The 25,258-nt window shown below is 55.9% G+C and carries 25 protein-coding genes; 2 read left to right on the forward strand and 23 right to left on the reverse strand.

Going from position 1 to position 25,258, the window contains the following annotated elements:
* Positions 1-29: 29 nt before the first annotated feature.
* The 12 genes from traJ to FMF02_RS00465 form a co-directional block, all read right to left on the reverse strand.
* Positions 30-1,109, reverse strand: a complete 1,080-nt coding sequence (gene traJ / locus FMF02_RS00410; RefSeq protein ID WP_141411820.1) for a conjugative transposon protein TraJ — start codon at positions 1,107-1,109, stop codon at positions 30-32.
* A 2-nt stretch (positions 1,110-1,111) separates the two neighbouring features.
* Positions 1,112-1,732 carry a DUF4141 domain-containing protein gene (locus tag FMF02_RS00415; RefSeq protein WP_141411821.1) on the reverse strand — a complete coding sequence of 207 codons (621 nt, stop codon included), beginning with the start codon at positions 1,730-1,732 and terminating at the stop codon, positions 1,112-1,114.
* A 39-nt stretch (positions 1,733-1,771) separates the two neighbouring features.
* Entirely contained in the window at positions 1,772-2,083 is a 312-nt protein-coding gene (locus FMF02_RS00420; RefSeq protein WP_032135173.1) for a DUF3876 domain-containing protein, read from the reverse strand.
* A gap of 10 nt (positions 2,084-2,093) precedes the next feature.
* Entirely contained in the window at positions 2,094-2,633 is a 540-nt protein-coding gene (locus FMF02_RS00425; RefSeq protein ID WP_141411822.1) for a hypothetical protein, read from the reverse strand.
* Between the two features lie 246 nt (positions 2,634-2,879).
* Complete coding sequence (locus tag FMF02_RS00430) at positions 2,880-4,703, reverse strand: reverse transcriptase domain-containing protein (protein WP_141411823.1); 1,824 nt, start codon at positions 4,701-4,703, stop codon at positions 2,880-2,882.
* 549 nt (positions 4,704-5,252) lie between these two features.
* The gene (locus FMF02_RS00435) at positions 5,253-7,718 is read right to left on the reverse strand and encodes a TraG family conjugative transposon ATPase (protein WP_141411824.1); all 2,466 of its coding nucleotides are present in this window, start codon (positions 7,716-7,718) and stop codon (positions 5,253-5,255) included.
* Entirely contained in the window at positions 7,711-8,040 is a 330-nt protein-coding gene (locus tag FMF02_RS00440; RefSeq protein WP_032135170.1) for a DUF4133 domain-containing protein, read from the reverse strand. Before FMF02_RS00440 ends, FMF02_RS00435 begins: the two co-directional genes overlap by 8 nt.
* A gap of 11 nt (positions 8,041-8,051) precedes the next feature.
* Positions 8,052-8,354, reverse strand: coding sequence for a DUF4134 domain-containing protein (locus FMF02_RS00445; RefSeq protein WP_032135169.1), 303 nt, complete (start codon positions 8,352-8,354; stop codon positions 8,052-8,054).
* Between the two features lie 142 nt (positions 8,355-8,496).
* Positions 8,497-9,261 (reverse strand): hypothetical protein, encoded by a 765-nt coding sequence (locus tag FMF02_RS00450; protein ID WP_141411825.1) that lies wholly within the window; start codon positions 9,259-9,261, stop codon positions 8,497-8,499.
* Complete coding sequence (locus FMF02_RS00455; RefSeq protein ID WP_141411826.1) at positions 9,249-9,647, reverse strand: DUF3408 domain-containing protein; 399 nt, start codon at positions 9,645-9,647, stop codon at positions 9,249-9,251. The genes FMF02_RS00450 and FMF02_RS00455 overlap by 13 nt, the downstream gene beginning before the upstream one ends.
* Positions 9,648-9,660: 13 nt before the next feature.
* On the reverse strand, positions 9,661-10,116 hold the full coding sequence (locus FMF02_RS00460) for a DUF3408 domain-containing protein (protein ID WP_141411827.1): 456 nt from the start codon (positions 10,114-10,116) through the stop codon (positions 9,661-9,663).
* The gene (locus FMF02_RS00465) at positions 10,109-10,876 is read right to left on the reverse strand and encodes a ParA family protein (RefSeq protein ID WP_141411828.1); all 768 of its coding nucleotides are present in this window, start codon (positions 10,874-10,876) and stop codon (positions 10,109-10,111) included. The genes FMF02_RS00460 and FMF02_RS00465 overlap by 8 nt, the downstream gene beginning before the upstream one ends.
* A 766-nt stretch (positions 10,877-11,642) precedes the next feature.
* Between FMF02_RS00465 and mobA the strand changes: the two genes are divergently transcribed.
* Together mobA and mobB are read left to right on the forward strand one after the other, a co-directional pair.
* Positions 11,643-12,065 carry a conjugal transfer protein MobA gene (gene mobA, locus FMF02_RS00470; RefSeq protein WP_141411829.1) on the forward strand — a complete coding sequence of 141 codons (423 nt, stop codon included), beginning with the start codon at positions 11,643-11,645 and terminating at the stop codon, positions 12,063-12,065.
* A complete protein-coding gene (gene mobB / locus FMF02_RS00475) occupies positions 12,059-13,183 on the forward strand; it encodes a conjugal transfer protein MobB (protein ID WP_141411830.1) in 1,125 nt (374 codons plus the stop codon). Before mobA ends, mobB begins: the two co-directional genes overlap by 7 nt.
* Before the next feature lie 98 nt (positions 13,184-13,281).
* Here the strand turns inward: mobB and FMF02_RS00480 are convergent, their stop codons facing one another.
* The 11 genes from FMF02_RS00480 to FMF02_RS00525 all read right to left on the reverse strand — a co-directional run bounded on the left by FMF02_RS00480 (position 13,282) and on the right by FMF02_RS00525 (position 25,252).
* Positions 13,282-13,599, reverse strand: a complete 318-nt coding sequence (locus FMF02_RS00480) for a helix-turn-helix domain-containing protein (protein WP_032135162.1) — start codon at positions 13,597-13,599, stop codon at positions 13,282-13,284.
* Between the two features lie 744 nt (positions 13,600-14,343).
* Positions 14,344-14,838, reverse strand: a complete 495-nt coding sequence (locus tag FMF02_RS00485) for a hypothetical protein (protein ID WP_179952773.1) — start codon at positions 14,836-14,838, stop codon at positions 14,344-14,346.
* A gap of 28 nt (positions 14,839-14,866) precedes the next feature.
* Entirely contained in the window at positions 14,867-15,004 is a 138-nt protein-coding gene (locus FMF02_RS13590; protein WP_162502246.1) for a hypothetical protein, read from the reverse strand.
* A gap of 246 nt (positions 15,005-15,250) precedes the next feature.
* Positions 15,251-16,423, reverse strand: a complete 1,173-nt coding sequence (locus FMF02_RS00490; protein WP_141411831.1) for an ATP-binding protein — start codon at positions 16,421-16,423, stop codon at positions 15,251-15,253.
* An 81-nt stretch (positions 16,424-16,504) separates the two neighbouring features.
* A complete protein-coding gene (locus FMF02_RS00495; protein WP_141411832.1) occupies positions 16,505-16,696 on the reverse strand; it encodes a hypothetical protein in 192 nt (63 codons plus the stop codon).
* 139 nt (positions 16,697-16,835) lie between these two features.
* On the reverse strand, positions 16,836-17,060 hold the full coding sequence (locus tag FMF02_RS00500; RefSeq protein ID WP_141411833.1) for a hypothetical protein: 225 nt from the start codon (positions 17,058-17,060) through the stop codon (positions 16,836-16,838).
* Positions 17,061-17,169: 109 nt separating this feature from the next.
* Positions 17,170-18,438: an aspartyl protease family protein gene (locus tag FMF02_RS00505; protein WP_141411834.1), complete on the reverse strand. Its 1,269-nt coding sequence runs from the start codon at positions 18,436-18,438 to the stop codon at positions 17,170-17,172.
* A gap of 7 nt (positions 18,439-18,445) precedes the next feature.
* Complete coding sequence (locus FMF02_RS00510) at positions 18,446-20,323, reverse strand: B12-binding domain-containing radical SAM protein (RefSeq protein WP_141411835.1); 1,878 nt, start codon at positions 20,321-20,323, stop codon at positions 18,446-18,448.
* Positions 20,313-21,677, reverse strand: a complete 1,365-nt coding sequence (locus tag FMF02_RS00515; RefSeq protein WP_162502247.1) for a TolC family protein — start codon at positions 21,675-21,677, stop codon at positions 20,313-20,315. Before FMF02_RS00515 ends, FMF02_RS00510 begins: the two co-directional genes overlap by 11 nt.
* Positions 21,678-21,682: 5 nt before the next feature.
* On the reverse strand, positions 21,683-22,996 hold the full coding sequence (locus FMF02_RS00520) for an HlyD family secretion protein (protein WP_141411837.1): 1,314 nt from the start codon (positions 22,994-22,996) through the stop codon (positions 21,683-21,685).
* Positions 22,997-23,011: 15 nt separating this feature from the next.
* On the reverse strand, positions 23,012-25,252 hold the full coding sequence (locus FMF02_RS00525; RefSeq protein ID WP_141411838.1) for a peptidase domain-containing ABC transporter: 2,241 nt from the start codon (positions 25,250-25,252) through the stop codon (positions 23,012-23,014).
* Positions 25,253-25,258: the final 6 nt, after the last annotated feature.

The raw sequence follows: 25,258 nt of genomic DNA on the forward strand, positions 1-25,258 counted from the left end.
TCGCCATAAAAGCGATTGGCTGCATTCCGTCAATAGCCGCCGGACGATCCTCCGCCCTCCTTTGTGGCGAGGTTATCGCCTCGGAGGCCGCTGTCGTCGCTCTCGCCGTATTTCGACTTGTCGCCGCGCCCAAAGGCTTTGCCGATCAAAGCTCCGGTCGCGCCGCCCGCGACACCGGCAGCGAACGACGAAGCGCGATTGACGCCTCCCAGCCCCGAACCGCCGCCCGCCTGCACGATCCACTCGGCTACGGTCGGTACGGTGAAATAGCCGATGATCCCGATAATCAGGAAGATGATATAGACGCCGTTCGAGCCGTCCGGGATGTAGCTGGGGTCTTGCAGCGCCGCAATGTCGGCCTGAAGCATCAATACCTGTATCTTGGCCAGCACGGCCGAGAAGAGGTCGGCTACGGGCAGCCACAGATAGACGCAGATGTATTTGGAGAGCCAGTGCGTGAGCGTTCCCTGAAAACCGTCGTAAACGGAGAGTGCGAACGACAGCGGGCCGAGAATGGAGAGCACGACCAGAAAGAACGTCCGCAGCGTGTCCACCGTGAGTCCTGCGGCGTTGAACAGCAGCTCGAAGAAGTCGCGCACCAGCTCTCGGAACCACATCTTGATTCCGTGCCACGTCCGCTCCCACCACATACTGATTATTTCGCCCAGATCCATAATGCCCAGTTCGGCGAGCTGTTGGTCGTACACCTCGTCGTCCACCAGCCACGCCTTGCCTTCGCGCACGCGGGCCTCGTATTCGAGATCGTCCCGCTGCTTCTGGTAGGCGGCGATGTCCGTCGTCTGCCCTTCGAGGATGGCGTGCGTGCCTTGCACCACGGGCGAAAGCACGGCGTTCACCGTCCCCAGCACGACGGTCGGAAACATAATGATACACAGCCCGATGGCGAAGGGGCGCAGCAGCGGAAACACGTCGATAGGCTCGGCCGAGGCCAGCGCCTTCCATACCCGATAGGCCACGTAAAAAAGCGCTCCCAGACCGGCCACGCCTTTGGCGATGCCGACCATATCCCCGCACAGGGGCAGCATCTCCTGATAGAGATTGCGCAGCACTTGGTGCAGGTTGTCGAAATTTGTTGCGAGCGGTGTCATGGCTACCAATATCTTTCGGAGGGTTTGCCGTAGAGCGCCTGCACGCGGGCGGCATCGCCTTTGGACTGGCTGCGCAGGAACGAGACGGAGATCGCCTTATCGGTATAATAGCGCGTGAGGTTACGGTAGCGCAACATCCGGGTATAGATCTGATCCACTACGTCCATGCGCTCCTTGTCCGAGAGCGAGAGGCCGTTGCCGGAGGTCACGATGTTCTTCAGCTCCGTGACCAGCGCCCCGCCTTCCTCCAGCAGCCGGGCGTAACCGGCCGAGATGGCCGCCAGCTCGCCGGAGGTGAAGTTGCGGTCTGTGACCATACGGTTGAATCCCGACATGTAAATATCCGTGATCTCGCTGACCATCTCGATCGTGAGCTTCACCTTGCGGGCGTCCTTGATGATGTTGTGCACCGATTTCAGGGCGTCGTAATACGCCTTGCTTTGGTTATAAATCTTTACGCTCTCTTGCAGAGACTTAATCATGTTGGATGCCGTCGTGGAACTCTGCACGGCACTCTTGATGTTCTGTACGAGGTTGGACGGGTCGATGACCGTCCACTGCGCCGCGGCCCGCTGGGTGAAGCAGGCCAGAACGAGGCACATGAGCCATATCCATCGTTTCATGTTCTTTCGTTGTTTTATGGGTTTTACATTCGCGGGATTTTATTCCTCCGCGCGGTAGTAGTCGCCGTAGCCCGCGAGGGTCAGTACGTCGCGTTCGTGGTCGTAGGAAAGACCGATGCGGCCCCACAGGTCGAAGTAACAGAGGCCCCACATCTGCCGCAGCGGACGCCGCAGCACGGTCTTCGCATCGTAAGCGAAGGCCACGTGGTAGCCGCCGGCCCGGCGTGCTTCGTTGTGGTATATCCGTACCTCCGGCGACCCTTCGCGGCTGCACCAGCGGCCCGCGATCTCCGACATCCTGAAGTAGAGGTGCGAGGCCGGTATGGGGTATTCGTTATTTCTCCTGCACATGGCCGCCTCCCTATCTTTCGTTTTCCCGCTGGCGGGTGTAATCCTCTCCCGGCGATACCATCAGCGTATCGGTCTGCGTGTCGAGCGCCAGAATCGTAATCCGGTCGTCGGAGCCGTAATAGAGAATATCCCCGCCGAGCCAGACCAGCACATAACGCTCGCCGGTCGGACGGCCGTTACGTTTAAGGTATCTGAGGACGAAGTGCTCCCCCGCGCGGACGATCTCGATGCCGCAGCGGTTCGGCGCGGACATCCACCTGCCGCACAGGCGGCCCATCTCCCGTTCCCTGCGCCGGAGTTCCTCTTCGCGCCAGCCGGACGTTACGACGGGTTCCCCGAAAGGAGCCGGTGCGGGGGCGGATGCCTCGTGTCCGCAGGCGGAAAGTCCGCAGGCCGGAGGGTCGCAGAATTCGCGTATCTCGCCGAAGATCGTCTCCGGCATCGGTTCCCGATGATCGGGGGACAGGAGCGCTTCGGTCAGTATCTCGCCGATACCCGCGTGGTGACGGGCCAGACGGCGGAGTTGTTCGCAACTTATGATTTTCGACATGATGTTTTCGGTGTTTGCGGAGCGTCGGCCCCGGTTGATGACTATTTTTCGGCGAGCTGTTTGATCGCCAGCTCTATGTCGCCGCCCAGAGATTCGGCCCGGCGCTGCACCTCGATCTTCTCGCTCTCCTCGGTCGTGTAGGCGTAGGCTAAGTACCCAGCGCCTTGTCATATTTCTATGATAGGTTTCCGGGCACTCGCCCCCGAACCGGACTTACAAGTCTCCCTGTATCCGGCTCTCCACTAACTAATTCAGTCTGATCCGTCGGTCAGGGTCTATCTTTGCATGACACTTTGAGCAGACCGCCAGCGTCTTCCGGCGCCGGGCGATCATTCTCTTCTCCCAATCGGACTTACCTGTCAGGTCTTTAAGTTTGCGGACGTGGTGCATTTCGAGTTTATCCGTAGCACCGCATAATTCGCAGACTTGGAGTTTCAGCCTTTCCATCAGGCTATTACGACCACCAGTTATTGTAACTGTCCGCGGGATAGTGTCGCATGAGGTAGCCCCTGCATTTTTTTTGCGTTTGAAGCCTTCGTGATAGAATGATTGGTAGAGCATTTTACCCTTCTTGTTCTCATATGCCACTTTGAACATCCCTCCCTTTTTATACTTGGTCAGGATTTTCTTAACAGACGACTTGTACTTTCTTGCGAAAGTCTTGTACATGCTGTATGACATGATGTGATAGAAAGAGTTGATGGCCGGGCTGTTATTGGCTATCGAGTAGTAGTTGTAGAATCCCCGGATTTCGGCGTTGAACTGACTGACTATTTCCAGGTCGTCCAAATCGATCATGTACGTTCTGACGATGGATTTCCATACCTCTTTGCCGTTCACGACCGCTATTCTTGCGGCCTTGTAGTCAAAGAGTTTCTTTCGCATCGTTTCAAAGTTCAGATACAAGACCGGGACGTGTCCGAACGCCCTGACCGTTCTGCCGTTTTTATCCTTGCGTAAATCATTGCTCCTACGGATAAAAATGTCGAATCCGAGGAACTTGGCGGGTTTCTGTGCGTTGGTTATCAGAGTCTTCTCATCTGACAGTTCCAGTTTAAGAGCCTCTTTCAAATAGTTCTTAATGTCCTCTTTTACTGTTTTGCAGTCTTCCAGACTACCAATAACCCCAATCAGAAAATCATCAGCATACCGCACATATTTCAATCGTTTGATACTGCTGTCCATTTCATTACGCGCGGGGAACTTGTTCCTTTCTTCCCGAAGCCGCTTGATTTCAGCGGCCATCTGTTCTCTTACCTTTTCATCTTTCTCATTTTTCAGTTTCTTAGCCAGCCGGTATCTCCGCTGCTCGTAGAGCTTGTACTGAGCGTTGCCTTTCCGTATTTCCCCCTTGTTGAACCGATTGATGTATTCCCGGATGTACTTGTCGAACTTGTCGAGGTAGATATTCGCCAATATAGGACTGACGATACCGCCCTGCGGTGTCCCGCTGTACGTTCTGTGAAACACCCAATCTTCGATGTATCCGGCGTTAAGGAATTTGCGGATAAGCCGTAGAAATCTCTCGTCGGCGATGCGTTCCCGCAGGATGCCTATCAACACATCATGATCGATGTTGTCGTAGAACCCTTTGATGTCGCCCTCGATGAACCATTTCACGGCTGTGAATGACTTCTGTATGCTGATAAGTGCGGTATGGCAACTACGCCCGGGCCGAAACCCGTGTGAGGTATGCTCAAAACTGCCCTCGTAGATAGCTTCCAGTATCATTCTCACCACTTCCTGCACCAACTTGTCGTTGAATGAGGGGATGCCAAGCGGACGTTTCTTGCCGTTTTTCTTCGGTATGTACGCCCTTTTGGACGGAGCTGGTTGATAAGTCTCGTTTTTCAGACTTTCAATCAGTTGCTCAATGCGTTCAATGCTCATTCCACTGACGGTTTTACCGTCAGTTCCTGCTGTCATGTTGCCCGGTTTTGCGTAAATGCGCTCGTAGGCCACATAAAACATTTCCGCATTAAACAGCACTCTATACAGCCGCTCAAACTTGTAGTTTGAATTACCGCTGTGTTTAGACAGACTGTTTAACACATTCTTTGGATTTCTCATGTCTCACACATTTTCCGTTAAATTGTTAAACTTAATTAGCTGCTTCCCTTCGCCATGTACAGGGCGTTACCCTGCTCAGACTACTATGGAAGCTCCGTTGCCATGCCGGATATTCATAGGTCTACACCTAATAGCCTTGCGGCGTTCCGGTTTAGGCAATCCCCGTTTAGGAACTTGACAACTGTTTGGCGCGATAGATTGTCGGATACGACTTTCGTCCTTTACTGCTTATGGCAGTTGCCCTGCGGTCAGTTTATGCTACATCCGCTATCTGTCATCGGTGTAGTACCGCAGTGTGACGTATATAACTATCTTCCGTCACCGCCCAAGGATACGACTGCTCGGACTATCGTTCAACCAATGCAGGCTTTATCCTTATATCTATCTTTTTAACTTGCCATTCAGTCGCAGCCTGATAGTTGGCTGACTTATGGCTTTACCAACGTGCTGTGTTCCCTTATGGGGTTTCCCCCTCCGGTAAGCGGTTGTTAATGGGCATTTTAAACACTTGCCCAGTCGCTTGCCAAAGCGACATTCGTCAAATTCCCTTTACGGGCGCACGAGATATTCCTGCTTACTGACCTCGGTGGCATATACGGCGCTCTGCACGCCGCCCAGCCCTATCCAGACCTCCTTGTATTTGCGGCCCGGATGATTCGACATATTGATCGAAAGGATCTGCGCCTTCTCCTTGTCCGTAAGGCCCAACAGGGTTTGGATGGCGTCGAAGCGGTTCATGAACTTGCGCTGATCCAATAAAATCTTGCAATCGCTGTTGTTGATGATCGCCTCCTTCACGATGGGCGAAGAGATGATGTCCTGCACCTCCTGCGTGACCGTCACCACCTCGCCGAAGTGCTTGCGGACGGTCTTGTACAAATATTGGACGTATGAGGCCATATTGTTGGATGCCAGTGCCTTCCACGCCTCCTCGATAATCAGCATCTTGCGGATGCCTTTGAGTCGTCGCATCTTGTTGATGAAGACCTCCATCAGCACGATCGTCACGATCGGGAACAGCTCCTTGTTGTCTTTGATGGCGTCGATCTCGAAGACGATGAAACGTTTGGACAAAAGGTCGATCTCGCTGGGCGAATTCAGCAGAAAGTCGTAGCGCCCGCCCCGGTAGTAGGGCCGCAGCGTGGTCAGCAGGTTGCGGATGTCGAACTCCTCGCGCCGCACCTCGATCTCGCGGCTTTCGAGCTCTTCGCGGAACTCCCCCTTGAGATACTGGTAGAAGGTGTCGAACGAGGGGCGTATCGAACGGTCGGCCCTGATGCGGCCGATGTAGCCGGCCACGGCGTTGCCGATCTCCGTCAGCTCGGTTTTCGACACTTTCTCGTCGGCGCTCTTCCACAGGGTCAAAAGCAGCGTGGCGATGCTGTCCAGCTTTTCCGTCTCGAACACGTAGTCGTCCGTGTAGAAAGGGTTGAAGCTGATCGGATGCTCTTCGGTGTAGGTGAAGTAAATCCCGTCCCCGCCCTTGGTCTTGTTGTGTATCAGCTCGCACAAACCTTGATACGAATTGCCCGTATCCACGAGTACGATATGCGTTCCCTGTTCGTAGTATTGGCGCACGAGGTGGTTCATAAAGAACGATTTGCCCGACCCCGAAGGCCCCAGTACGAATTTGTTGCGGTTGGTGATCCAGCCCCGGCGCATCGGCTCGTCCGAGATGTCCAGATGCAGCGGCTTGCCGCTTATGCGATCGCACATCTTGATCCCGAAGGGGCTGCTCGACGAGCGGTAGTTCGTCTCGCCCGTAAAGAAGCACAGGGCCGGCTCGATAAAGGTGTAGAACGACTCCTCGGCGGGGAAATCCCCTGCGTTGCCCGGCATGGCCGCCCAGTAGAGCGTCGCGGCGTCCACCGTGTTGTGGCGGGGGCGGCACTCCATCTTGGCGAGCTGGCTGCCCGTGTCGTTGCGGATGCGGCGCAGCTCCTCCGCGTCGTCGCTCCACGCCATGACGTCGAAGTGCGCCCGGATCGAGGTCAGCCCGAACGAGTGCGCCTCGTTCAGATATCGGTCTATCCACTCCTTGTTGATCTGGTTCGAGCGCGAGTAGCGTGCAAGTGAGTGCATGTTGCGGGCGCTCTTCTCGAAGCGGCGCAGGTTCTCGGCGCTGTCGTCCAGAAAGAGCCACTGATTGTAGATGTGGTCGCAGGAGAGCAACAGGCCCACCGGTGCCGCGAATGAGAGCAGGCAGTCCGAACGGTCTGTCGAGAGACGCTCGTAGCGGCTCTCCGTACTCACGCGCCCCGGCAGGTCGTCCGTGTCGGAGAGCGTGTGCAGGCAGACGTGCTTGTTGCCCACGCGGAACCCTTCGGCTTTCAGTTCCATATCCTGCAACACGGTCGTATCGTCGAGCGAGAGGGAGAAGTATTTCTCGATCAGCCCCGGATTGTCGGGTGTGCCGATGATCTCCTCGTCCGTCAGGCGTGTGAGGGTCACCAGTCCCGAATCGTTGATAATGCGCTCGAACTGATCCACCGATTCGAGGAACGCGCGGGCCGTGTCCGGATTTACCTCTTTGGGAATGATGTTACCCCGGCAGAGGGTCGAGAAGTCGGACTGCATGCGGGCCCGCTCCTTGGTCGTCTTGGTCAGGTAAAGGAAACATGCGTGGTTCAGAAAAGGACGCTCGTTGAAGTGGCGCTCGTAGCTGCGCGAAAGGAAGCTCGCCTGCTCGCCGCAGATTTGGCTGCGCCTTCTTCCTTCTTGCCGGACGGAGCCGGAGACACCTGCTTCTGCTTCGTTCGTCACCTCCGGACGGTATCGCTCGCGGATGAACCAATCCTGCTTCAGCACTACGCTGTATTCGGGCAGCACCTTCACGGCTTTGCACCAGGCCGCGTGCATCGCCTCGTACTCGGCACCCGTCACGGTGAAGAGTTCGGGCAGCTCGACGCGGAAGGCTGCCGTGATGTCGGCGTCCTTGCTGATAATACAGCCGCCCTCGACCGCCAGCAGCGGGAACTTGCTCTCCAGCGTGGAGGCTTTCATCACGTTACGCATGACGCACCTCCTTCCTGCGGTTTAGGAAGCGGCATGCGCCTTTGCGGTTTATCAGGTAGCGGGGACGGCGGCGTGCGGCGGCGAGTTTCATCAGTCCGTGCTCGCCGTACTTGGCGTTCATACGGAAGGTGTAGAACACCAGCGCCGAGGCGGCCCCTGCGCCGAAGCCGATGCACGCCCACTGATCGACGCCCGCCGTGTAGAAGATGACCAGCAGCACGAATACGGCGAGCAGTCCTCCTGCGAAGAGGAAGAGGTACTGCGCCTTGAGCCCTTTGAACTCCACGCTGCGCCCGATGCCCTTATTGATCGTGTACTTCATGGCGGACACGCTTACAGGAAGAATGAACGCAGCACCGTAGCGCTTACGATCAGGAAGATGCACGCCCCGAACCAGCTCGCGGCGGTCTTGCTGGTGTCCGGGTCGCCCGACGAAAATTTGTTATACACCTTGATTCCGCCGATCAGCCCGACCACGGCTCCGATGGCGTAGATGAGCTTCGTGCCCGGGTCGAAATAGGAGGTGACCATGTTGGTTGCGTCGTTGATGCCGGCAAGGCCGTTGCCTTGGGCCAGAGCCGAGGAAACGGCAGACACGACGAGGGCTGCCGACAGCAGAACTTTCTTGTTTCTCATAGACTTCGGATAGCTTTTTTGTTTTGTGGCGCAGAGGGCGGATAAGCCCCTGCGCCGGGGTTCGACATGGATGTTTCAGTGGCTCGGAGGACAGGGCGTACCTATCCGTAATCTCTCTCTTTCATATTGTCTTGGTGTCGGTTCATGCGAAATCGCGGACGTCGAACCCTTCGGGAACCGGCGCCTGCGGGGATGGGCCTCCCGCATCCTCTGCGGCGATCCTCCGTTGGAATGCCGTGAGGTAGGCGTCGATCAGGCGACTCACTTTGTCGTTCCCGTCGGGAGCGGCCGAAACGATGGCCTCGAACATATCGGTCTGTTTCAGCCCCAGCAGGGTGCGTCCTGTCTCCTGCTGCTTCTCGTCTGTAAGGGGATTGTCATGTGCTACGGTGCGGTAGGCTTCGCCGATCTGCTCGAAACGTACACCCTTGGCTAACGAACGGCCCGCAGGGGGCTGCGTATCGTCGTGTTCGCCCTCGTCCTCGTCCATCTCCCTCTCTATCTCCGCTTCGAAGTCCGGGAAAGGTTCTTCTTCGTAGAGCGGGGCCTCGTAGGGTTCCGGATCGTTGTTCTCGCCTGCGGGCGGGACGCCGAACACTTCGTCCAATTTCTCCGGCGGGATCTGCCGGGGATGTTCTTGCACACTTGCTCCGGCAAATATACCGGCTTTTTCGGCCTCTTTTACGTTTCCCGAACCTGTGGCAGCGGTTGGCGTCGCTTGGCTTCGGTGTGGCATCGTAAAGCGACTTTTGCCGATGATCGCGGGCCGCGCCTCCGCTTTCGGGGGCGACGCCTGCTTCGTGCCCGCTGTCCGCTGCCCGCGCAGGAACCAGCGGGCGACCCATAGGGCGTAGCCTGCGGCGAAGAGCGCGAGGGCGACCAGTACGGCGGTTCTCAGTGTGTCCATTGCTTTCTGCCTCGTGAGGGGTTGCGACTGCGGCAGTAGCGGTCGATGCTCTCTGCGTAGTCTTCGAAGTGGGCATGCAGCACGTTGTCCACATAGGCTATCATCGACACCGCTCCGCTGCGGGCCGTGATCTGCCGCAGGCGTTCGTAATGCTCCGGACGGATGCGTACCGTCTTGCCGGAACGGAAAGCGCCGTCCCATCGGTTCAGGACATAACGTCTTCGGTAGCCGTCGTCCTGCGCCGTATCGGGACGGGGCTGCGACTGCGGAGCGGTTCCCGCCCTGTGCGAACGCCGGCGGTAAATCGCCGCGCGGCGGATAAAGAGGGCCGCGGCTGCGGCCGCTGCGGCCAGCAGGATGCAGGCCGTCGTCGTGTAGTGTGTCATAACTGAAAAGGTTTTAATGATCGGTTTGCAGTATATCGTCTATTCCGCTGCGGTACAGCTCGGCGATCTCGTCCTTGTGCTGGCGCAGATGCTCGGCCAGTACGTTGTCGATATATCCCCCTACGCTGATCTCCTTGCCCGCGAGCGCCAGCAGGTGTACCAGCTTGATGACGGAGCGGTGTATCTCCTGACTGATGTAAACGGGCTGCCGCGTCTTGAGTTCCCTGCGTTTGAGATACACCTCGTCGTAGCTTCCCCTGCGGCGGCGGGACTTGCCCTTCGCGTTGCCGTCGGTCGGTGCGGCGGCCTCGTCCGCCGCCGGCTCCTCTCCGTCCCTGCGCGATGCCGCCGGATTCTCTCCGGCCTCCTGCAACACGGCATTTGCGGGATCGGCCAGCAGGTCGGCATCCTTGAAGGACTGGATGATGAGCGATTCGTCCAGCGGCCCGGCTTTCATGCGCTTAGCCATTGTCGCGGAGGTTGAGCAAGGTCAGTACCTCGTCCGTCAGCGCATCGATATTGCTTCCTCTGAGCAGCGAACGGTCGGCCGGGAACAGCGTCGAGCGGAACAGCGGGCGGTGGCCTGCGGACAGCTCGCGCCGGAAACGTTTGCTGTCGGGAATGAAGGTCTTCAGCACTTGCAGGCCCAGCTCGGCGATCACTTGCTCGTACACCTCGTACAACTCCGACTTCTCGCGCCCGTCCACCATGTTCCACACCAGATAGGTTCCTTTGATATTCGAAACCCCCGTTTTGCGGATCACGTCGTTCACGACCGTCATGTAGCGCAGCGTGCTCTCCAGCACCACACGGTCGGCGCTGATCGGGGCGATGATGTAGTCCATGTTGGAGAGGGCGCGGATCACCGACGGATTGTTGACCGTGCCGGGCAGGTCGAAGAATACGAGGTCGAACGCGGCCTGTTCCGTGATGCGGCCGGCATCGTCTATGGCCCGCTCCGTGCTGCTCTCCACGACAGGATAGGCTTTCTTGCCGAGGTGCGTGAACTGTTCGTAGGCCAGCGCCTTGTAATGGTTGTCTTCCATGGCCAGATTCAGGTCGCGTTGCCGCATCCCTGCGATGGAGTGCTGCGGGTAATCGCAGTCCACGACCGCCACGTCGTAACCCTTCACATAGTGCAGGTATGAGGCGACCAGCACCGTGAGCGTAGTTTTGCCCGCTCCGCCCTTCTGGGTGGAAAAGGCCAGATAAACAGGTTCTTTTTCCATAAGCATTGAAATATTAAAGCGTTTGACCGTGTATGTAAACCCTTGAGGGTTCGTTCCTTTATGGCTGCGACGCCCCGTTTCTGTACGGGAACGACGCTTTGCGGAAATACGGCCGTATGCCTGCATACCTCCATGTCTGCATTCCTGCATCTCCGTACGGCAATGCCTGCATCGGTATCGTCCGTCCATACGTCCGTGCATGAACCGCTATGGATTGTCCGTATATCTTTCGATATGGATATATGGATCGGCCATAGGTGTCGTGTGTCTGCACATACGCGCCGATACGCTTTCCGTACGTCGGTAATGAATCGTCGCAGCGCATCATTGCCGATTGTCCGCAACGGCAAAGAAACACCCTCCGGCACCCGGAGCGTGCGGCCGCGAACGTTCGTGGCACCGTTTGGCGCAGGTTTGGCATAGGTCTGCGCTGCCTGCTGGCATACAACGGATTGCATAGGCCGGTATCTTTGTCCCGTGAACCGATTCCGATCTTTACGGTTACGCCTCTTCGTGCTGGCCGGCGACCGTGGCGGGACTGCCTCCGCAAAGGGCAGTCCCTTGTGTCCGGAGAACATTTCATGTTCGGGACACAGCAAGCTGTGTTTTCCGTTACCCGAAACGATTTCGGTAACGGAAAACAGCTTGCCCGCAAGGGGGAGAAAGCTCCTCCGAAGTCGTCGCTTTTTACGGGGCGCCGCCGTGCGCCGGAACGGAATTTTTACCGCACCGGGGGCCTTGCGGCCTTCGGTAAAAATCGAAAGGCATGGAAAAGACCAAAGCCCCCGTCCGGGGCAGGGGCGGCAGGCCGCCCAAAACGGACACGGCGAAAAATTGCGTGATGGTGCGCTTCACGGACGGGGAATATGCCCGGTTCCTCGCGTTATTCGAGCAGTCGGGCACGCTCTCGAAGGCCGCTTTCGTCAAAGCACGGGTCTTCGGCGACGAGTTTCGGGTCATACGATCCGACCGGGGGACGATGGAATTCGCCGCGCGGCTGACCGCTTTCAACGCCCAATTCAGAAAAATAGGCGTGAATTACAACCAGATCGTAAAGGAATTGCACGCGCATTTTTCGCCCAAAAAGGCGCTCGCTCTGCTCTATAAATTGGAGAGCGAAACGCGCGAACTGGTCGCCGTGGGGACGAAAATAGCGGCTCTCGCTGAGGAATTTCGGCAGCGATGGTAGCCAATATTACCACCGGAAAGGACATCTACGGGGCACTCGCTTATAATCAGCGTAAGGTCGATAAAGGTAAAGGGGCGGTGCTTGCGACGAGTAATATCCGCTTTCCGGCCGACGGACGCTTCGGTGTCGCGGCTCTCGCCGACGAGCTGCTCCGATGGATGCCCTCGCACGTTCGCACCGAAAAACCGGTCGTCCATATCTCGCTCAACCCCGACCCCGAAGACAGGCTTTCGGACGATGAACTGACCGACATCGCCGCCGAATATATGGAGGGTATGGGCTGGGGCGGCCAGCCCTACGTCGTCTATAAACATACCGACATCGACCGCCCCCACATCCATATCGTGACGGTGCAGGTGAATAGTTCCGGACGCAAGATCGGCGACAGCCGGCGCAACGAGCGGAGTGTGGCCGAAACGGAGAAGATCGAGCGTAAATACGGTCTGCACCGCGCCAAAGGGCGGAAGCGGGGCGAACTGTGGCGGCTCGCGCCCGTGGAACCTGAAAAAGGCGACCTGAAGCGGCAGATCGCCTCGGTGGTGAAACCTGCCCTCTCGATGTACCGCTTTCAGACCCTCGGCGAACTGCGGGCTCTGCTCGCGCTGTATCGTATCGGCGTGGAGGAGGTCGGGGGTACGCGGGGCGGACGGTCGTACCGGGGAGTGCTCTATACGGTGCTGGACGCCGACGGAAAGAAAACGCAGGCTGCGCCGCTGAAAGCCTCCCGATTGGGTGACGACGCCTCGCTGGCGAAGATCGAACGTGTCATGGCCTTTTCCGGGGAACAGATCGGAGGAAAGAAATTGCTCGCTCTGACACGGCACCGCGTCGGGGAAGCCCTGCTGGATACGACGGACGAAACGGAGCTGCGCGAACGGCTTCGGAAGCGGCATATCGACCTCTACCTGCGGCGCAACGACACGGGACGGATCACGGGCGTCACCTTCATCGACCATGAAACCCGCTGCGTACTCAACGGCTCGCGGCTGGGCAAGGCGTTCTCGGCCAATGCGCTGCATGAACGGTTCGCCGTCGGCCGGAAAACGGAGCTCGAACAGCTGCGGCAGTCGCGGCGCAGGCCGCAAATTCGGAAGACACATCCCTCGCGCCGGAAATAGCCTCGCATCGAAAAGGGGCCGCCGGAAGTCCGGCGACCCCTCAGGAGGTTTTTGTTTCCGGATGAGCGCGGCTCATCCGGCGTGAGGGTTTTCAGTCGTTACGGACGCTGGTCTTCACGGCGCCGGGCGAACATAGCGAAATTGTCGCGGATGAACTCCTGCACGTCCGACTCCTTGTAGAAAGCCTTCTGGTTCAGCATCCGGTACTTTAGGCCGCACTTCGAGCGGTAGCGTTGCAGCGTGCGCTTGCTTACGTGCAGCATCCGGCACAGGTCGTAGTTGTCGAAGAGTTTCTCACCGTTTTCCAGCGTCGGATACTCCTGCGCTTTGGGCGGCTTCTGGCGTTGTTCTATTGCTTCGAGCCGCTCCATGATGCGGCGCATCCATATATCGAAATATTCTTTTTCCAGTAACATGATCTCTGATTTTTTTGATTCGTAATGATTCGTAGTGCTTTCGTTACTGGTGCATGGCACGGATCGCCGCGCGGCAGGTATCGCGGGTGTTCTCCATTCCGGCGGGTAAAAACGCAGGAGGGCTTCGATGCGTTTACGCATCGAAGCCCTCCTGCTGGGGAAATTGGAGCGTGCGGCTTCTGGCCTGCCGTGTGGCGGTGGCATATCAACGGCCTCGCCCGCATACCCGCCCGCCTCGTCGGACGAACGGAGGTCGCATGCGGCGATGAATTGCAACGGCAAATATTCGGACGGACGGTACGGAAAACTCCGCAATGGCTGTCCGCACTCCGAAATCCGCTCCTTCCGGCAACCCTCCGCACTCCGGAAGCGCCGCCACCCTGCGAACCGAAAAAGCCTCCGGAACATACGCTCGAAGGCTTTCTATGGTATGGACATACAGGAACGATCCCCGCTGCCATTGGCTGCGGAGCCGTCGTCCGCAAGGGATCGGTACGGAATCTGTGTACGCTGCCTGCCTTTTATATCTGTGTTTGGCAACTATATCCCGCCTTACACCGCCGTACCTCCGAAACCCGACTGCCGAAGCGGGTCTTGTCCGAAGCCTCCGTCAAGGCGGTTTTTTTTGGGGGGGGGCTCCGATCTGTAAATGCGGCTCTGCCGCGAACGCTCCGGCAGCCGGTCGTGTGCAGCGACTCGGAAAACCGACGGAATGTAAAGCAAGGTATGGCTGCCTTGTTTTTCTCAGGCCCGAAAGCCGGCTTCAGATTCGTACCCGCCTGCGCCGCTTCTGTGCTTCCTCGTGCCGTCCAGCCCGAAGCGGCGGGCGATCTGCGAGACGTTGTATTCGATGTAATCCATGCTGCTGCTGCGCGCCTCGACCGCCTCCTTGTATTCGGCACGGGTGGCAGGCTGCTGCCCTCGAAGCTGGCCGAGCCGGATAGTTCCGGCCTCCTCCTTGTCGCATGAAATATCGTATCGCGCCAGCATAAGGTGCCGGTGATATTTGCAGATATGTCCCTTCAGCCCGGAAAGACTCACGCTGCATGTCCGGCTGATTTCACGGCAGGAGAGGCGGGTCGAGCGATAGAGTTCGACGGCCTCGCGGTATCGCTCTGTCGTCTTCGGTTGGGGATTCGGGGTGCTGGAGCTTCCGGTCGATATGATCGGTTCATTTTTCATCCTGTAAATAGTCTGGAGTTCTTGGGTAGAGCCGCGTATTATCCTCATTGTTTTCATCGGATAAGTACTTTTTCTGCAGCGATTTTCAGAACTGATTGTTCGGTAGCCTGTACGCCTTGAAATAGTTCAGATGTTCGTAGTAGGAGACGATTGCGGGGAGCATCTTCGTCTGCCGCCGGACAGGGGTGCGGCCTGCTCTGTCGGCAGCATCTCCAGTAAGCATACCCGCACGACGGATGCCCGTTCCGGAACGGCACGAGTGCGGGATCGGCCGCTATCGCACTGCGGCAGGGCAGACCGTTTCTGTCGATACAGCGGTAGGGAAAGCCGGCATCGAAACCCGCATCCGTGCATATATCTCTCGCGCTGCGCTCCGTCGCATAGTATATGCCGACCCGACTTCGTTCCGGAAAATTTTGCCCTGACTGTTATCCGGATCGGTTGTAACCGCAATTCCCTACGTATAGGGTCAGTAGGTCAGTCCGAATGCCCAGAGGGGTATCGTGTTGCGGTGCCCGTACTCGATGTCATCCTTCACCACATAGGCGTTCCCGATGTCGCGGATCTGCTTCTGCGTTTTGTTGCGGCCGCCCACCTCGAACGTGAGCCCGCCGATCCGGAAGTCGGCCACCGAAGACGAAGTTACGGTCTGCGCCGGAGCCAACAACGAAAGGAATACCGTTTCGCGGACGTTGCCCACGTCGGGCGTCGTGTCCGAGAGGGCGTAGGCAAGGTTGGTGTTGTTCAGGTATATCTTGTCCACCTTGCCCAGCGCGCTGATCCCATGCGTGTCGTCGCGCAAAATATTGATAAGTTGCGCCTTTTCCAGATAAACCATCAGATCGGCCACCATGTTGCGGTTGATGTTCAGGTCGCGGGCCAGCTTCGAGTAATTGGGCTTGAAAGGAACGCTCTGCGCGACGATATAAAGCAGCTTTTTGAGCTTCTGAGCCGTGGAGGTCGTCATCTCGGCGAATGCAGGAATGTCGTTATCTACTACCTGATTGATGACGCTTAGCAACCGGAGGTAGTAACCGCTCTCCTGAAAATAGGGATAGTAGCCCTCCTTCAGGTACTCCTTGAACAGCGCCACGGGACGGTGTTCCGCATAGGGGAAGTCGATCTTGTTCCGTACGACCTGTCCGAGCGTATGGGCGGGAATACGGATGCCCTTGCCGATAGCCAGGTATTCCCGGAATGAGAGCCCCGGCAGGCGATATTCCAGCTTGCGGCGGCTCAGGTCGGCCCCGCCCTTCTCCAGATCGAGGATGGACGAACCCGTATAGCCCACGCGCAGCGTTGCATAGGTGTCGTAGATGTTCTTGATCTCGGTGGACCAGTTCTTATATTTGTGTATCTCGTCGATATAGAGCGCCTTGCCGCCCTCCCGATAGAACTGTCCGGCCAGCTCCACGAGCGTATGCGTCGAGAAATAGAGGTCGTCGGCCGACACGTAGAGCGTGGTCTCCGCATCCTCGTGCAGTTTGATGTGCTGCAATACGAGCGTCGATTTGCCGACGCCCCGCGCTCCGAGGATAGCCACAAGGCGGCTCTCCCACAAAATCTTGTCGTGAATGTCGCGCACATATTCGGTCGGCGTGTTCTGAAGCCGCGTCCGGAAGGTTCTTATCAAAGTATCCATACTTACTTGCTTTGTCCGTTTTGCACAAAGATAACAAAATTGCACGATGTATAATGCAATTCCCATGCAAAAAAGATGGATTCATACGGCAGCCTCGCTTCCGCATCCGACGGGACTGACTTTCCATGAAAAAGGGTTGCACTTTCGGAGCGGTTCCAGTGGCAGCAGCTTGCACGGCACGGGGGCGTCGCGCAGACGTCGGAGTTCCTTCGCCGCGATCTTCACGGCTTCGGCCTTGATACGGTCGTAGTTCACCCTGAACGTATTCTCCATGCGGACAAGACATTGCGGGACGCTACCTGATACGCCCCGTCTTCATCTGCTGAGACAGCCCATGTTTCGAACCCGATTGTTTTATGAAATCATCCCCGTCAAAAGTATTTTTGGCGGGGATGAATTGCATTTTGGGAAATTAGAATCTGTGAGTATGCCCCACCGTCCCCGGGCTTATCTTATTATTAAAATTGTTGGGAGGTGGATCATAATTGAATGAATAATTTCCTTCCGGCGGTTTGTTGACGATGGTGCTTTGCTGTTGATCGATATCACCGCCTGAAATCTCCCCGCTTTCCCTTCTTGAAATTCGATCAAAAAGGTTCTGCTGATCTTGTAGTGATAAATTGAATTTCTTTTTCATAGCAGTTTAAGTTTTAGGTTATTTGAATACTGTCTGAACTATTAAGGCTCCTTAAATTTTTTGGTCATAATAAAATTTGGAATCAATATACGGGAGCCCACCCCGTATATCAATTTACGACAAAATACATTTCCTGAAAGTTGATCGTCAATCGTTTGAATTCAGCGGGAGGCAGTACACCCAATGTTCCGTCGAAGGGTATTCCCATCAACTGGGAATGGGGCATATCTTCGATCACATACAGGTTAGTCATCACACCCGTTTTATCCCCGATTGTCAGTTCCATCTGCGGCAGTATGGCGTATTCGAGTACCGGATTATATCCGGTCGCGGTTTTCCCGCGTTTGCGTCCGTGTGCCTGCAACGGCGGAAGCCGGTCGCGATGCGCCTCATGGAATTCCGGTTCGACCGACGATTTCGAGGCTCCCGTATCCCAAACCATCGTTGCGGGGATTCCGTTCAGTTTCACCAGAATATAAGGTATTTTGTGGAGCATCAGATTCCGGGGAGTATCGGGCAGCGGTGTCGTATGCGACTTTAAGCGCAACTCCCGAACTCCATAGTCCAATTCGATCTCAGGAAAGAGTTGCAACACATCGTTTCCGAGAATAAGGCTGCAATCCGTAACTCCCGTCTCTTCGAGAGGCAAGACCACACACGGAATATTGACGAACACGGCCGCGCCCAATCGCAGGGTGTCGAGCAATGCGAGAGGGCACCGCGTTTCGTTGAACCGGATCGAATCCGCCGACAGCGGTAACCCCAATCTCTCCGTCAATTGCTTGTCGATAACCGTCATTTGCCCTCCGGAATCAAGCATTGCGCTGATACGTTGTGTGCCGCGGACAGCCGTGAACTTGATTTGTTCGTCCTCGACGTCGAACGGTATGTCGTAGTTCGCGTCGGCATCCGATATTTCCATTCGGGGCCACTGGGATTGCAGCCCGAAAAGGACGGCATTGGTCTCAAAGGCAGTCCGCGTCCCCTCGTCCATATAGTCACGGCCTTGCGCAAGCAGGCTCGTACAAATATCATGGGCAGCATTGAAGTGTCCGAGTTTTGCCAGATTGTCGGACATCATCCAGAACAATGAGAAAAAGTTGCCGCCCATTTGGGCGTTGTACTCATCGTACATGCGCTGGATTTTCTCGACGGCGCCCGCCGGATTGTTGAAATTATGATCGAGCAGCGCTCCCGAGAACAGCCGCATGTAATCACTCAGACTGTCGGCGGTCCGCTCATAACGGACTCTCGTTTCGAACCAGTCGCTTCGGGAGATAGCCTCTCCGATTGCATTATCATACGGGTTTTCTTGGGCGGCCCCGATTTGCACCGGAAGGACTGCGAACAGCAGACAAATGATTTTACGAATAATCATGGCTTTGTCATTTTGAGGTGGATATATCGACGACGGAAACAATCTCCGAATAATCGCGGTTATGGAAAATCAGCCTTTCCGCAAACAACCCATCTATAATGGGAATGAGACTCTTTTCCTCGATATGACATTCTTTGGCCAATTCAACGAGAGAGATGACTTCCTCATTGGCTTTTTGCAATACGTTCCACTCCGTAGAATGCGTATCGAATTCCAACTCATTTATCAGTGTTCCATTGCAGTATTCTTTGTATACAGCCTTATCATCGTAGACAACGAAAAGGTAGGAATAATGCTGGCTTTTATAATAATGTTCGATTTCTATAAATTTGTCCCACAATAGATTCTGAGATAATTTCAGATGTTCGAGAAGGATGATCTTAGTCTCGTCCTGCAAGTAATTTCGTGGCAGAAGCATAGCCATCGGATTTTCGGCCCATCGGTATGGCAATTCGTCCTTTATCTTGTTATAATATGGACTGGACTTGATTACAGCTAATTGAGATATGTTATGCTTGAAAAAGTTTTCGGCATAAAAGAACCTTAAAAAATGCAGATTGTCAATACTCTCGATTATATCGTCTTCCGTTTCTTCTATCAAGCCCCGTAAAACGTTCGCTCCGTTTACATGAATTCTGTACTTATAAGCGAACTTGATGAATAAGAGATTACTGGAAAATGTATTTTTCTTGTCGATCTTTCGTAAAAGATTGTCTGAAGGAGATTCATATCCGATTTGCACATGATTGAATCCAGCCAAAGCCATCTTCTTTACAATCCGTGCATTGACTCCGTGCGATATGATTTCACCTAAATCGATGGATAATCGAGGATACTGCTCTCTGATTTCCATCAGTCCGTCAAGGAAAGCGTCGAAGCGAGCAAAGTCATTGTCGATAAGATCATTATCCAAAAACTGAATTCTGTAGATTCCGTACTTCTTAACCGAATCGGCGATTTCATCCAATGTGACGGCTATATCTTTTTTCCGGAATTTATAACCCATGTTTAAGTAGCAGAAATGACATTTCTTCCAATGGCAGCTTCTACTGTTTTCAAAAGATAACAATGCATATTGCTTGGGAACACCATAGCAGTCCATCTTATCGAAAAAATCGGAATAATCCGGTCGGAGGGCTTTAGACGATAAATCGGCGAACTCCATATTAGGTATTCGGGATGTCAGAATTTCGCCATTTACTCTGTACGCGATGTTGCCGATCGAGGATAATTCATCCGTTTTATCCTCGGAAATTTTCTCAGTCAAATGAAGCAGCGGAATCTCGCCTTCGCCCCACATAGCGATATCGAATTGTGCGAAATTTTGCAAATAGGCAATCGCCGCTTCTTTGGTGCCGATGCCTCCGACAACGATTATTGCAGATGGATTTTTCTCTTTGATTTTTTCTGCGATAATACTCGAACAAACCCATTGATACAAATTTACCTCCAGCCCGAAATACAGAATATTGTCGAAATCGTATTTATCTATGATTTCATTCAACAGATCTTCGAACTTTTGAGCATATTGATGCATATGTTCATCCCAAAAATTAGGAGACATATTGATATACTGAGGTTTGATAGCCTTCAGCAAAACTTTCAGTCGATTATATGCACAAGTGTCTTTATGTTTGATCGCCAAATAATTGTAGTACAGCAACAGATGTTCGGCTCCTTCATCTGCCAAAGTACCGTCACTCCACATAAATTCGTTCTGGAGCTTCCGCAAATAAAGGTTCCAATATTCGATGCAGACGTTGTATCCGAAATTTTGGAGATAGGCTTTTAACACCGACATAGCCGGCGAAGGCATATAAACATTTGCGGGAGGCGCCCATCCTAAAATGACTTGCTTTTTAGTTTGCTGTCCTTCATTCTCCATAGTAGTAGTTCGTATAATAGGTTAAAGTCTTTATCTTGAATAGATATTCGTATTTCGTCTGCAGGAGTTGCGATCGAGCCTTGACCTGCGTACTGACGGCGGTATTATAATCTGTTACGGTCGCGGCACCGAGGTCGTACTTGCGGGCGATCTGCCGGGCGGCCTCCTCGGCCGAGGCGACGTACCGCTGCGCTCCGCGGTATCGCTCCCACGCCGTTCGGGCGTCGATGAGCGCCTGCGTAACCTCCTTCTCCACCTGTTTTTCGGTGGTACGCAGGGCGTATTCGGCCTGCCGTATGGCGAGTTTCTGCCGCTGCACGTTCTTGCGGGTCGTGAATTTGCCGAAAATCGGAATATTGAGCGACAGCGACACATAGCTGCTCGCATTGTCCTTGTATTGTTCGAAAAACGGATAGGCGTCGTAGCGATAGGTGCCGTCGGGATTCCGGAACATCTTCTGCCGTACATCGGAATAGCTCGACCCGTACCCGACCGAGAGCGAGAGCGTCGGCCAATAGGCCGTGCGTGCGATTTGCAGGTTGCGGCGGGCCAGATCGATCCCCACGCGTGCCGCCTCCAGCTCGGGCAATCCCCGGGCGGCGTCGAGCACTTCTGCCGGGCTGTCCGCGATGTCGTAACGAGTCAGCTCCCCGACATCGGGCGCAACGGTCCGGAAGGTCGTATAGTCGTCGATTTCGAGCAGCTGGCAGAGGTTCAGCCGCGCGATGTCGTAGGTGTTCCGTGCCGTCAGCACGTCGTTCTCCGCATCGGCTAATTGCGATCGGATTTGCAGCAAATCGGCCGTCGTAACCTTGCGTGCCTCGACCTTCTTCGCCGTCTTCTCTTCCTGTATCCTCAGTTCCGCCACGACCTGTTCGGCGTCGCGGATCGTCTCCTCGGCACACAGGATCTCCAGATAATAGGCCGTAACGTTCATCCGCACGTCGTTGCGCATCTTCTCCACGGCGAGCAGCGACGACCGCAGATCGAGCTGCGCGCGTTTGAGGTTGTAGTAGTTCTTCAGCCCTCCGAAGAGCAGGATATTCGCCCCGAGCGAGGCGTTGTTGCCCGCCACGGTCTCGTTCTCCACGAACTCATAGGTCGTCTCGTCGAGCACGCGCCCTGTCGAGAACGATACGCCGGTCGAGGCGGAGAGATCGGGAGCATAGTTCCATTTCGATTCGGACAACGCAATGCGTTTTTCCGCGGCCGTGAGTTCCTCTGTTTTGATTTCGATGTTGTGCTCGTAGGCATGAGTGATGCACTCTTCCAGCGTCCAGCGCCGCTCCTGTGCGAAGCCGGAGGTGCCGAAGAACAGCAGCAGTCCGAGCGGTACGATGTACGTTCGTTTCATACGGCTCATCGGTTTTTGAAAAGCGACACGACGGGCTGGATGAAGCGTTCGATCAGCCGCATGTCCTCGGTTACGATCTCGGCCGTGCCGTCCATCCGCTGAATCATCGGCAGCTCGCGCTTGTACGAAGTTGTCATTCCGTCGGGGAAGACGACCTCGGCGGTGTAGGCGATGGTCGTACCGCTCTGGGTCTGTATCTGTTCCGGCACGGCCGACAGCGAACGTATCCGGCCCCGCAGCACGCCGAACTCCATGTAGGGATAGCCGTTGAGCTTCACGTTCACCCCTTGGCCGACCTTCACTTTGCCGAAGCCCGCCGAGGGAACCTGCAGGCGCCCGATGACCTCCGTCGCACCGTCCGGAACGATGCTCGCCAGTTTGTCGCCGACGGCGACATGCTGATTCCCGCTCCAATAGTTCACGAGCGTTACGCGGCCGGCGACCGGGGCCTCCAGCACATACTGCTGCCGCCATTGGGCGATCTGGGCCGCGAGCTGCTGGCGGCTCTGCTCCAGCGTCCGCTCGTATTCCGCCGTTTCGTTTTCCTGTTGGAGCGTCAGTTCCACGAGCTGCTGCTCCGACTGGATGATTTGCAGCTCGGTCGAGGTGAGTGTGGCGTCGAACCCTGCCTTCGTGTTCTGCTTCGAGAGGTAGTTCTGGGCCGTGGTTTCGTAGTCGGCGGCGGAGATCACGGCTTCGGCCAGAAGCAGCGAATCCCGCTCCAGCGTGCGGCGGCCGTAGTCGAGATCCTGCAACAGCAGCGAACGTTGCCGTTCGAGTTTGGCGTAATACTCACGGTTCTTGGCGATCTGTTCGCGCAGAAGCTCTTTTTTGCGGGCGATATTGTCCGTCGCAAGGTAGTGGCGGTAGTCGTGGCAGCGGCTTTGAAACTCGGCGAAGGCGGATTGCAGCTCCCCGAGCGCATATTCTCCGTCGAGCCACGGACTGGCTGCGAGGGCGGCGGGCGCGAGCGTATCGGCGGCGAGAAGATGCTCCGAGAGGCGCTCCACGTCCCGTCGCTCCGCGGCATTGTGCAGCACGGCGATGAGCTCTCCCCGTTCGACGAGCTCTTTGTCCTTTACGCAGAGCGTGTCGATCAGCCCGTCGTAACGCGCCACCAGATCGGAGGGAGGATTGACGGTCGTGATGACCGCCGGAGCCTCGATCGTATCGGGGTACTTGATAAAATAGCAGCCGATGACGATTCCTGCAAAAATCAAAAACACGACCGTGATTCCCCAGCGCACCACCCATGACGGCGCACGCCCCAGGATAGCTTGGGCCTCGTCGCTGTAAAAAGTATCGTGTCTGACAGGCATAATTGTTCCTTCGTTTTAATTTCCCAGTTCCAACTGATTTCTCACCAGTTCGTAATAATATCCCCGTTTGGCCGTCAGTTCGTCGTGCGTGCCCTGCTCGACGATGCGTCCATGGTCCAGCACGACGATCTTGTCGGCATTGCGGACCGTCGAGAGGCGGTGCGCCACCACCACGACCGTCTTGTTCTCGAAGAGCCGGTCGAGGCGCTCCATGATCGTGCGTTCGTTGTTCGCGTCCAAAGAGTTGGTCGCCTCGTCGAAGAAGAGGTACTTCGCATCCTTGTAGGCGGCCCGCGCGATCAGAAGCCTCTGTTTCTGCCCGACGCTCAGTCCGTGGCCGTCGGTACCGATCTTCGTGTTGTAGCCCAAGGGCAGTTCGTCGATGAAGGTGTCGATGTTGGCGATGCGCGTCGCACGGCGCACCCGCTCCATGTCGGGCCGTTCGTCCGAGACGCCGATATTACCGGCTATGGTATCCGAAAAGATGTATCCCTCCTGCATGACCGTACCGCATGCCCGGCGCCAGCACGACGGGCTGTACTGCGCGATGCGGCGGTCGTGGAGCAGCACTTCGCCCGAGGTCGGCGTGTAGAAGCCCAGCATCAGCTTGAGCATCGTGGTCTTGCCCGAGCCGCTCGCCCCGACGATGGCCGTAACCTTGTCCGCCGGAATCGTTACCGACACGTCGTCGAGCGCTTTGGCCGAGTGCGGGCCGTCGTATTGGAACGTTACGCCCCGGAATTCGATGTCGGCATGGTCGGGAATCATGCGGATGCGCTCTTCGTCGGCCGGCTCCTCGTCGTCTTTCTCCTGAATTTCCGAGAGGCGTTCGAGCGAGATTTTCGCATCCTGCGTCGCCTGCACGAATTGGATGAACTGCGACAGCGGTGCGTTGAGCTGACCGATGATGTATTGCAGGGCGACCATCATGCCGAGGGTCATATCGCCCTCGATGACGGCCGAGGCGGCCAGAAACGAGATGACGACGTTCTTGGTCTGGTCGATGAACGTGCCGCCCACCTCCTGCGTCTGCCCCAGCACGAGCCCTTTGATGGAGACTTGGAACAGCCGCGCCTGAATGCGCTCCCATTCCCAGCGTTTCTGTTTTTCGCAGTCGTTGAGCTTGATCTCCTGCATACCGTTGATGAGCTGCACGATGTTGCTCTGGTTGGCTGCCGCCTCTTGGAAGCGCATGTAGTCCAGCTTGCGGCGACGCTTCATGAAGAGCAGGATCCAGCCGATGTAGAGTGCACTGCCCAACAGGAAGATGCCGAGAATCGTCGGGTCGTAGCCGCCCATCACGGCTCCGTAGATGACGAACGACACGACGGCCATCGCCATGCTCAGCAGCGAGCCCGTGAGGAACGACTGAATGCGGTCGTAGTCGCCGATGCGCTGCATGATGTCGCCCACCATCTTCGAATCGAAGAAGGCGATCGGAAGACGCATGAGCTTGGCCAAAAAGTCCGAGATGAGTGAAATGCTGATCCGGGTGGTCATGTGCAGCATCAGCCACGAGCGGATGAGGTTGTTGGCCAGCTGGCCCAGTACCAGCACCACTTGGGCGATGAGCATCATCACCACGAACGAGAGATTGCCCGTACCGATGCCCTTGTCCACGACCGACTGCGTGAGGAACGGCAGGATCAGGCTCAGCACGCTGGCCGTGAGCATCGCTAAGGCCAGTTGCACTAGATAGCTCTTGTACGGGCGCAGATATTGCAGCAGATAACCCAGTTTCAGCCGCTTGTCCTCGTCGCCCTTCTCCTTGTAGAATTGGGGCGTAGGCTCCAGCAACAGGGCGATGCCATATCGGGATGCAGCGGAAGACGCCGAAGCTGAATCGACCGATATGTTGAATGATTTACGACCGCTTTGTATCCACGATTTCAGAAATTGGGCTTCTCTGTATTTCAATAACCCTGCGGCTGGATCGGAAATATGAATCTCCCAATCATTATGGATTTTGACGATTTTATAAACGACCACGAAATGTTGTTGGTTCCAATGTACGATACAAGGTAGTGTTGCCTTCTCCCGCAATTGCTCCCAGGTCATCTTCACCCCCGTAGTACGAAAGCCGATCGACTCCGCGGCGTCGCTGATACCCAAAAGTGATACCCCTTCGCGCGTAATGTGGCACCGCTCGCGCAGATTTTGAAGCGAGTAGTGCCGCCCGTAGTACTGCGCCACGATCCGCAGCGACGTCGGCCCGCAGTCCATCGCATCGAGCTGGGTAAAAGAGGGGAAGACCATATACGA

It is taken from the genome of Alistipes communis, assembly GCF_006542665.1.
Lineage (GTDB): Bacteria > Bacteroidota > Bacteroidia > Bacteroidales > Rikenellaceae > Alistipes > Alistipes communis.

What these genes read in the sequence shown, in the direction of transcription:
- traJ (WP_141411820.1), bottom strand. Translation starts at nt 1,109, where the DNA reads ATGACACCGCTCGCAACAAATTTCGACAACCTGCACCAAGTGCTGCGC.
- FMF02_RS00415 (WP_141411821.1), bottom strand. Translation starts at nt 1,732, where the DNA reads ATGAAACGATGGATATGGCTCATGTGCCTCGTTCTGGCCTGCTTCACC.
- FMF02_RS00420 (WP_032135173.1), bottom strand. Translation starts at nt 2,083, where the DNA reads ATGTGCAGGAGAAATAACGAATACCCCATACCGGCCTCGCACCTCTAC.
- FMF02_RS00425 (WP_141411822.1), bottom strand. Translation starts at nt 2,633, where the DNA reads ATGTCGAAAATCATAAGTTGCGAACAACTCCGCCGTCTGGCCCGTCAC.
- FMF02_RS00430 (WP_141411823.1), bottom strand. Translation starts at nt 4,703, where the DNA reads ATGAGAAATCCAAAGAATGTGTTAAACAGTCTGTCTAAACACAGCGGT.
- FMF02_RS00435 (WP_141411824.1), bottom strand. Translation starts at nt 7,718, where the DNA reads ATGCGTAACGTGATGAAAGCCTCCACGCTGGAGAGCAAGTTCCCGCTG.
- FMF02_RS00440 (WP_032135170.1), bottom strand. Translation starts at nt 8,040, where the DNA reads ATGAAGTACACGATCAATAAGGGCATCGGGCGCAGCGTGGAGTTCAAA.
- FMF02_RS00445 (WP_032135169.1), bottom strand. Translation starts at nt 8,354, where the DNA reads ATGAGAAACAAGAAAGTTCTGCTGTCGGCAGCCCTCGTCGTGTCTGCC.
- FMF02_RS00450 (WP_141411825.1), bottom strand. Translation starts at nt 9,261, where the DNA reads ATGGACACACTGAGAACCGCCGTACTGGTCGCCCTCGCGCTCTTCGCC.
- FMF02_RS00455 (WP_141411826.1), bottom strand. Translation starts at nt 9,647, where the DNA reads ATGACACACTACACGACGACGGCCTGCATCCTGCTGGCCGCAGCGGCC.
- FMF02_RS00460 (WP_141411827.1), bottom strand. Translation starts at nt 10,116, where the DNA reads ATGGCTAAGCGCATGAAAGCCGGGCCGCTGGACGAATCGCTCATCATC.
- FMF02_RS00465 (WP_141411828.1), bottom strand. Translation starts at nt 10,876, where the DNA reads ATGGAAAAAGAACCTGTTTATCTGGCCTTTTCCACCCAGAAGGGCGGA.
- mobA (WP_141411829.1), top strand. Translation starts at nt 11,643, where the DNA reads ATGGAAAAGACCAAAGCCCCCGTCCGGGGCAGGGGCGGCAGGCCGCCC.
- mobB (WP_141411830.1), top strand. Translation starts at nt 12,059, where the DNA reads ATGGTAGCCAATATTACCACCGGAAAGGACATCTACGGGGCACTCGCT.
- FMF02_RS00480 (WP_032135162.1), bottom strand. Translation starts at nt 13,599, where the DNA reads ATGTTACTGGAAAAAGAATATTTCGATATATGGATGCGCCGCATCATG.
- FMF02_RS00485 (WP_179952773.1), bottom strand. Translation starts at nt 14,838, where the DNA reads ATGAAAACAATGAGGATAATACGCGGCTCTACCCAAGAACTCCAGACT.
- FMF02_RS13590 (WP_162502246.1), bottom strand. Translation starts at nt 15,004, where the DNA reads ATGCTTACTGGAGATGCTGCCGACAGAGCAGGCCGCACCCCTGTCCGG.
- FMF02_RS00490 (WP_141411831.1), bottom strand. Translation starts at nt 16,423, where the DNA reads ATGGATACTTTGATAAGAACCTTCCGGACGCGGCTTCAGAACACGCCG.
- FMF02_RS00495 (WP_141411832.1), bottom strand. Translation starts at nt 16,696, where the DNA reads ATGGAGAATACGTTCAGGGTGAACTACGACCGTATCAAGGCCGAAGCC.
- FMF02_RS00500 (WP_141411833.1), bottom strand. Translation starts at nt 17,060, where the DNA reads ATGAAAAAGAAATTCAATTTATCACTACAAGATCAGCAGAACCTTTTT.
- FMF02_RS00505 (WP_141411834.1), bottom strand. Translation starts at nt 18,438, where the DNA reads ATGATTATTCGTAAAATCATTTGTCTGCTGTTCGCAGTCCTTCCGGTG.
- FMF02_RS00510 (WP_141411835.1), bottom strand. Translation starts at nt 20,323, where the DNA reads ATGGAGAATGAAGGACAGCAAACTAAAAAGCAAGTCATTTTAGGATGG.
- FMF02_RS00515 (WP_162502247.1), bottom strand. Translation starts at nt 21,677, where the DNA reads ATGAAACGAACGTACATCGTACCGCTCGGACTGCTGCTGTTCTTCGGC.
- FMF02_RS00520 (WP_141411837.1), bottom strand. Translation starts at nt 22,996, where the DNA reads ATGCCTGTCAGACACGATACTTTTTACAGCGACGAGGCCCAAGCTATC.
- FMF02_RS00525 (WP_141411838.1), bottom strand. Translation starts at nt 25,252, where the DNA reads ATGGTCTTCCCCTCTTTTACCCAGCTCGATGCGATGGACTGCGGGCCG.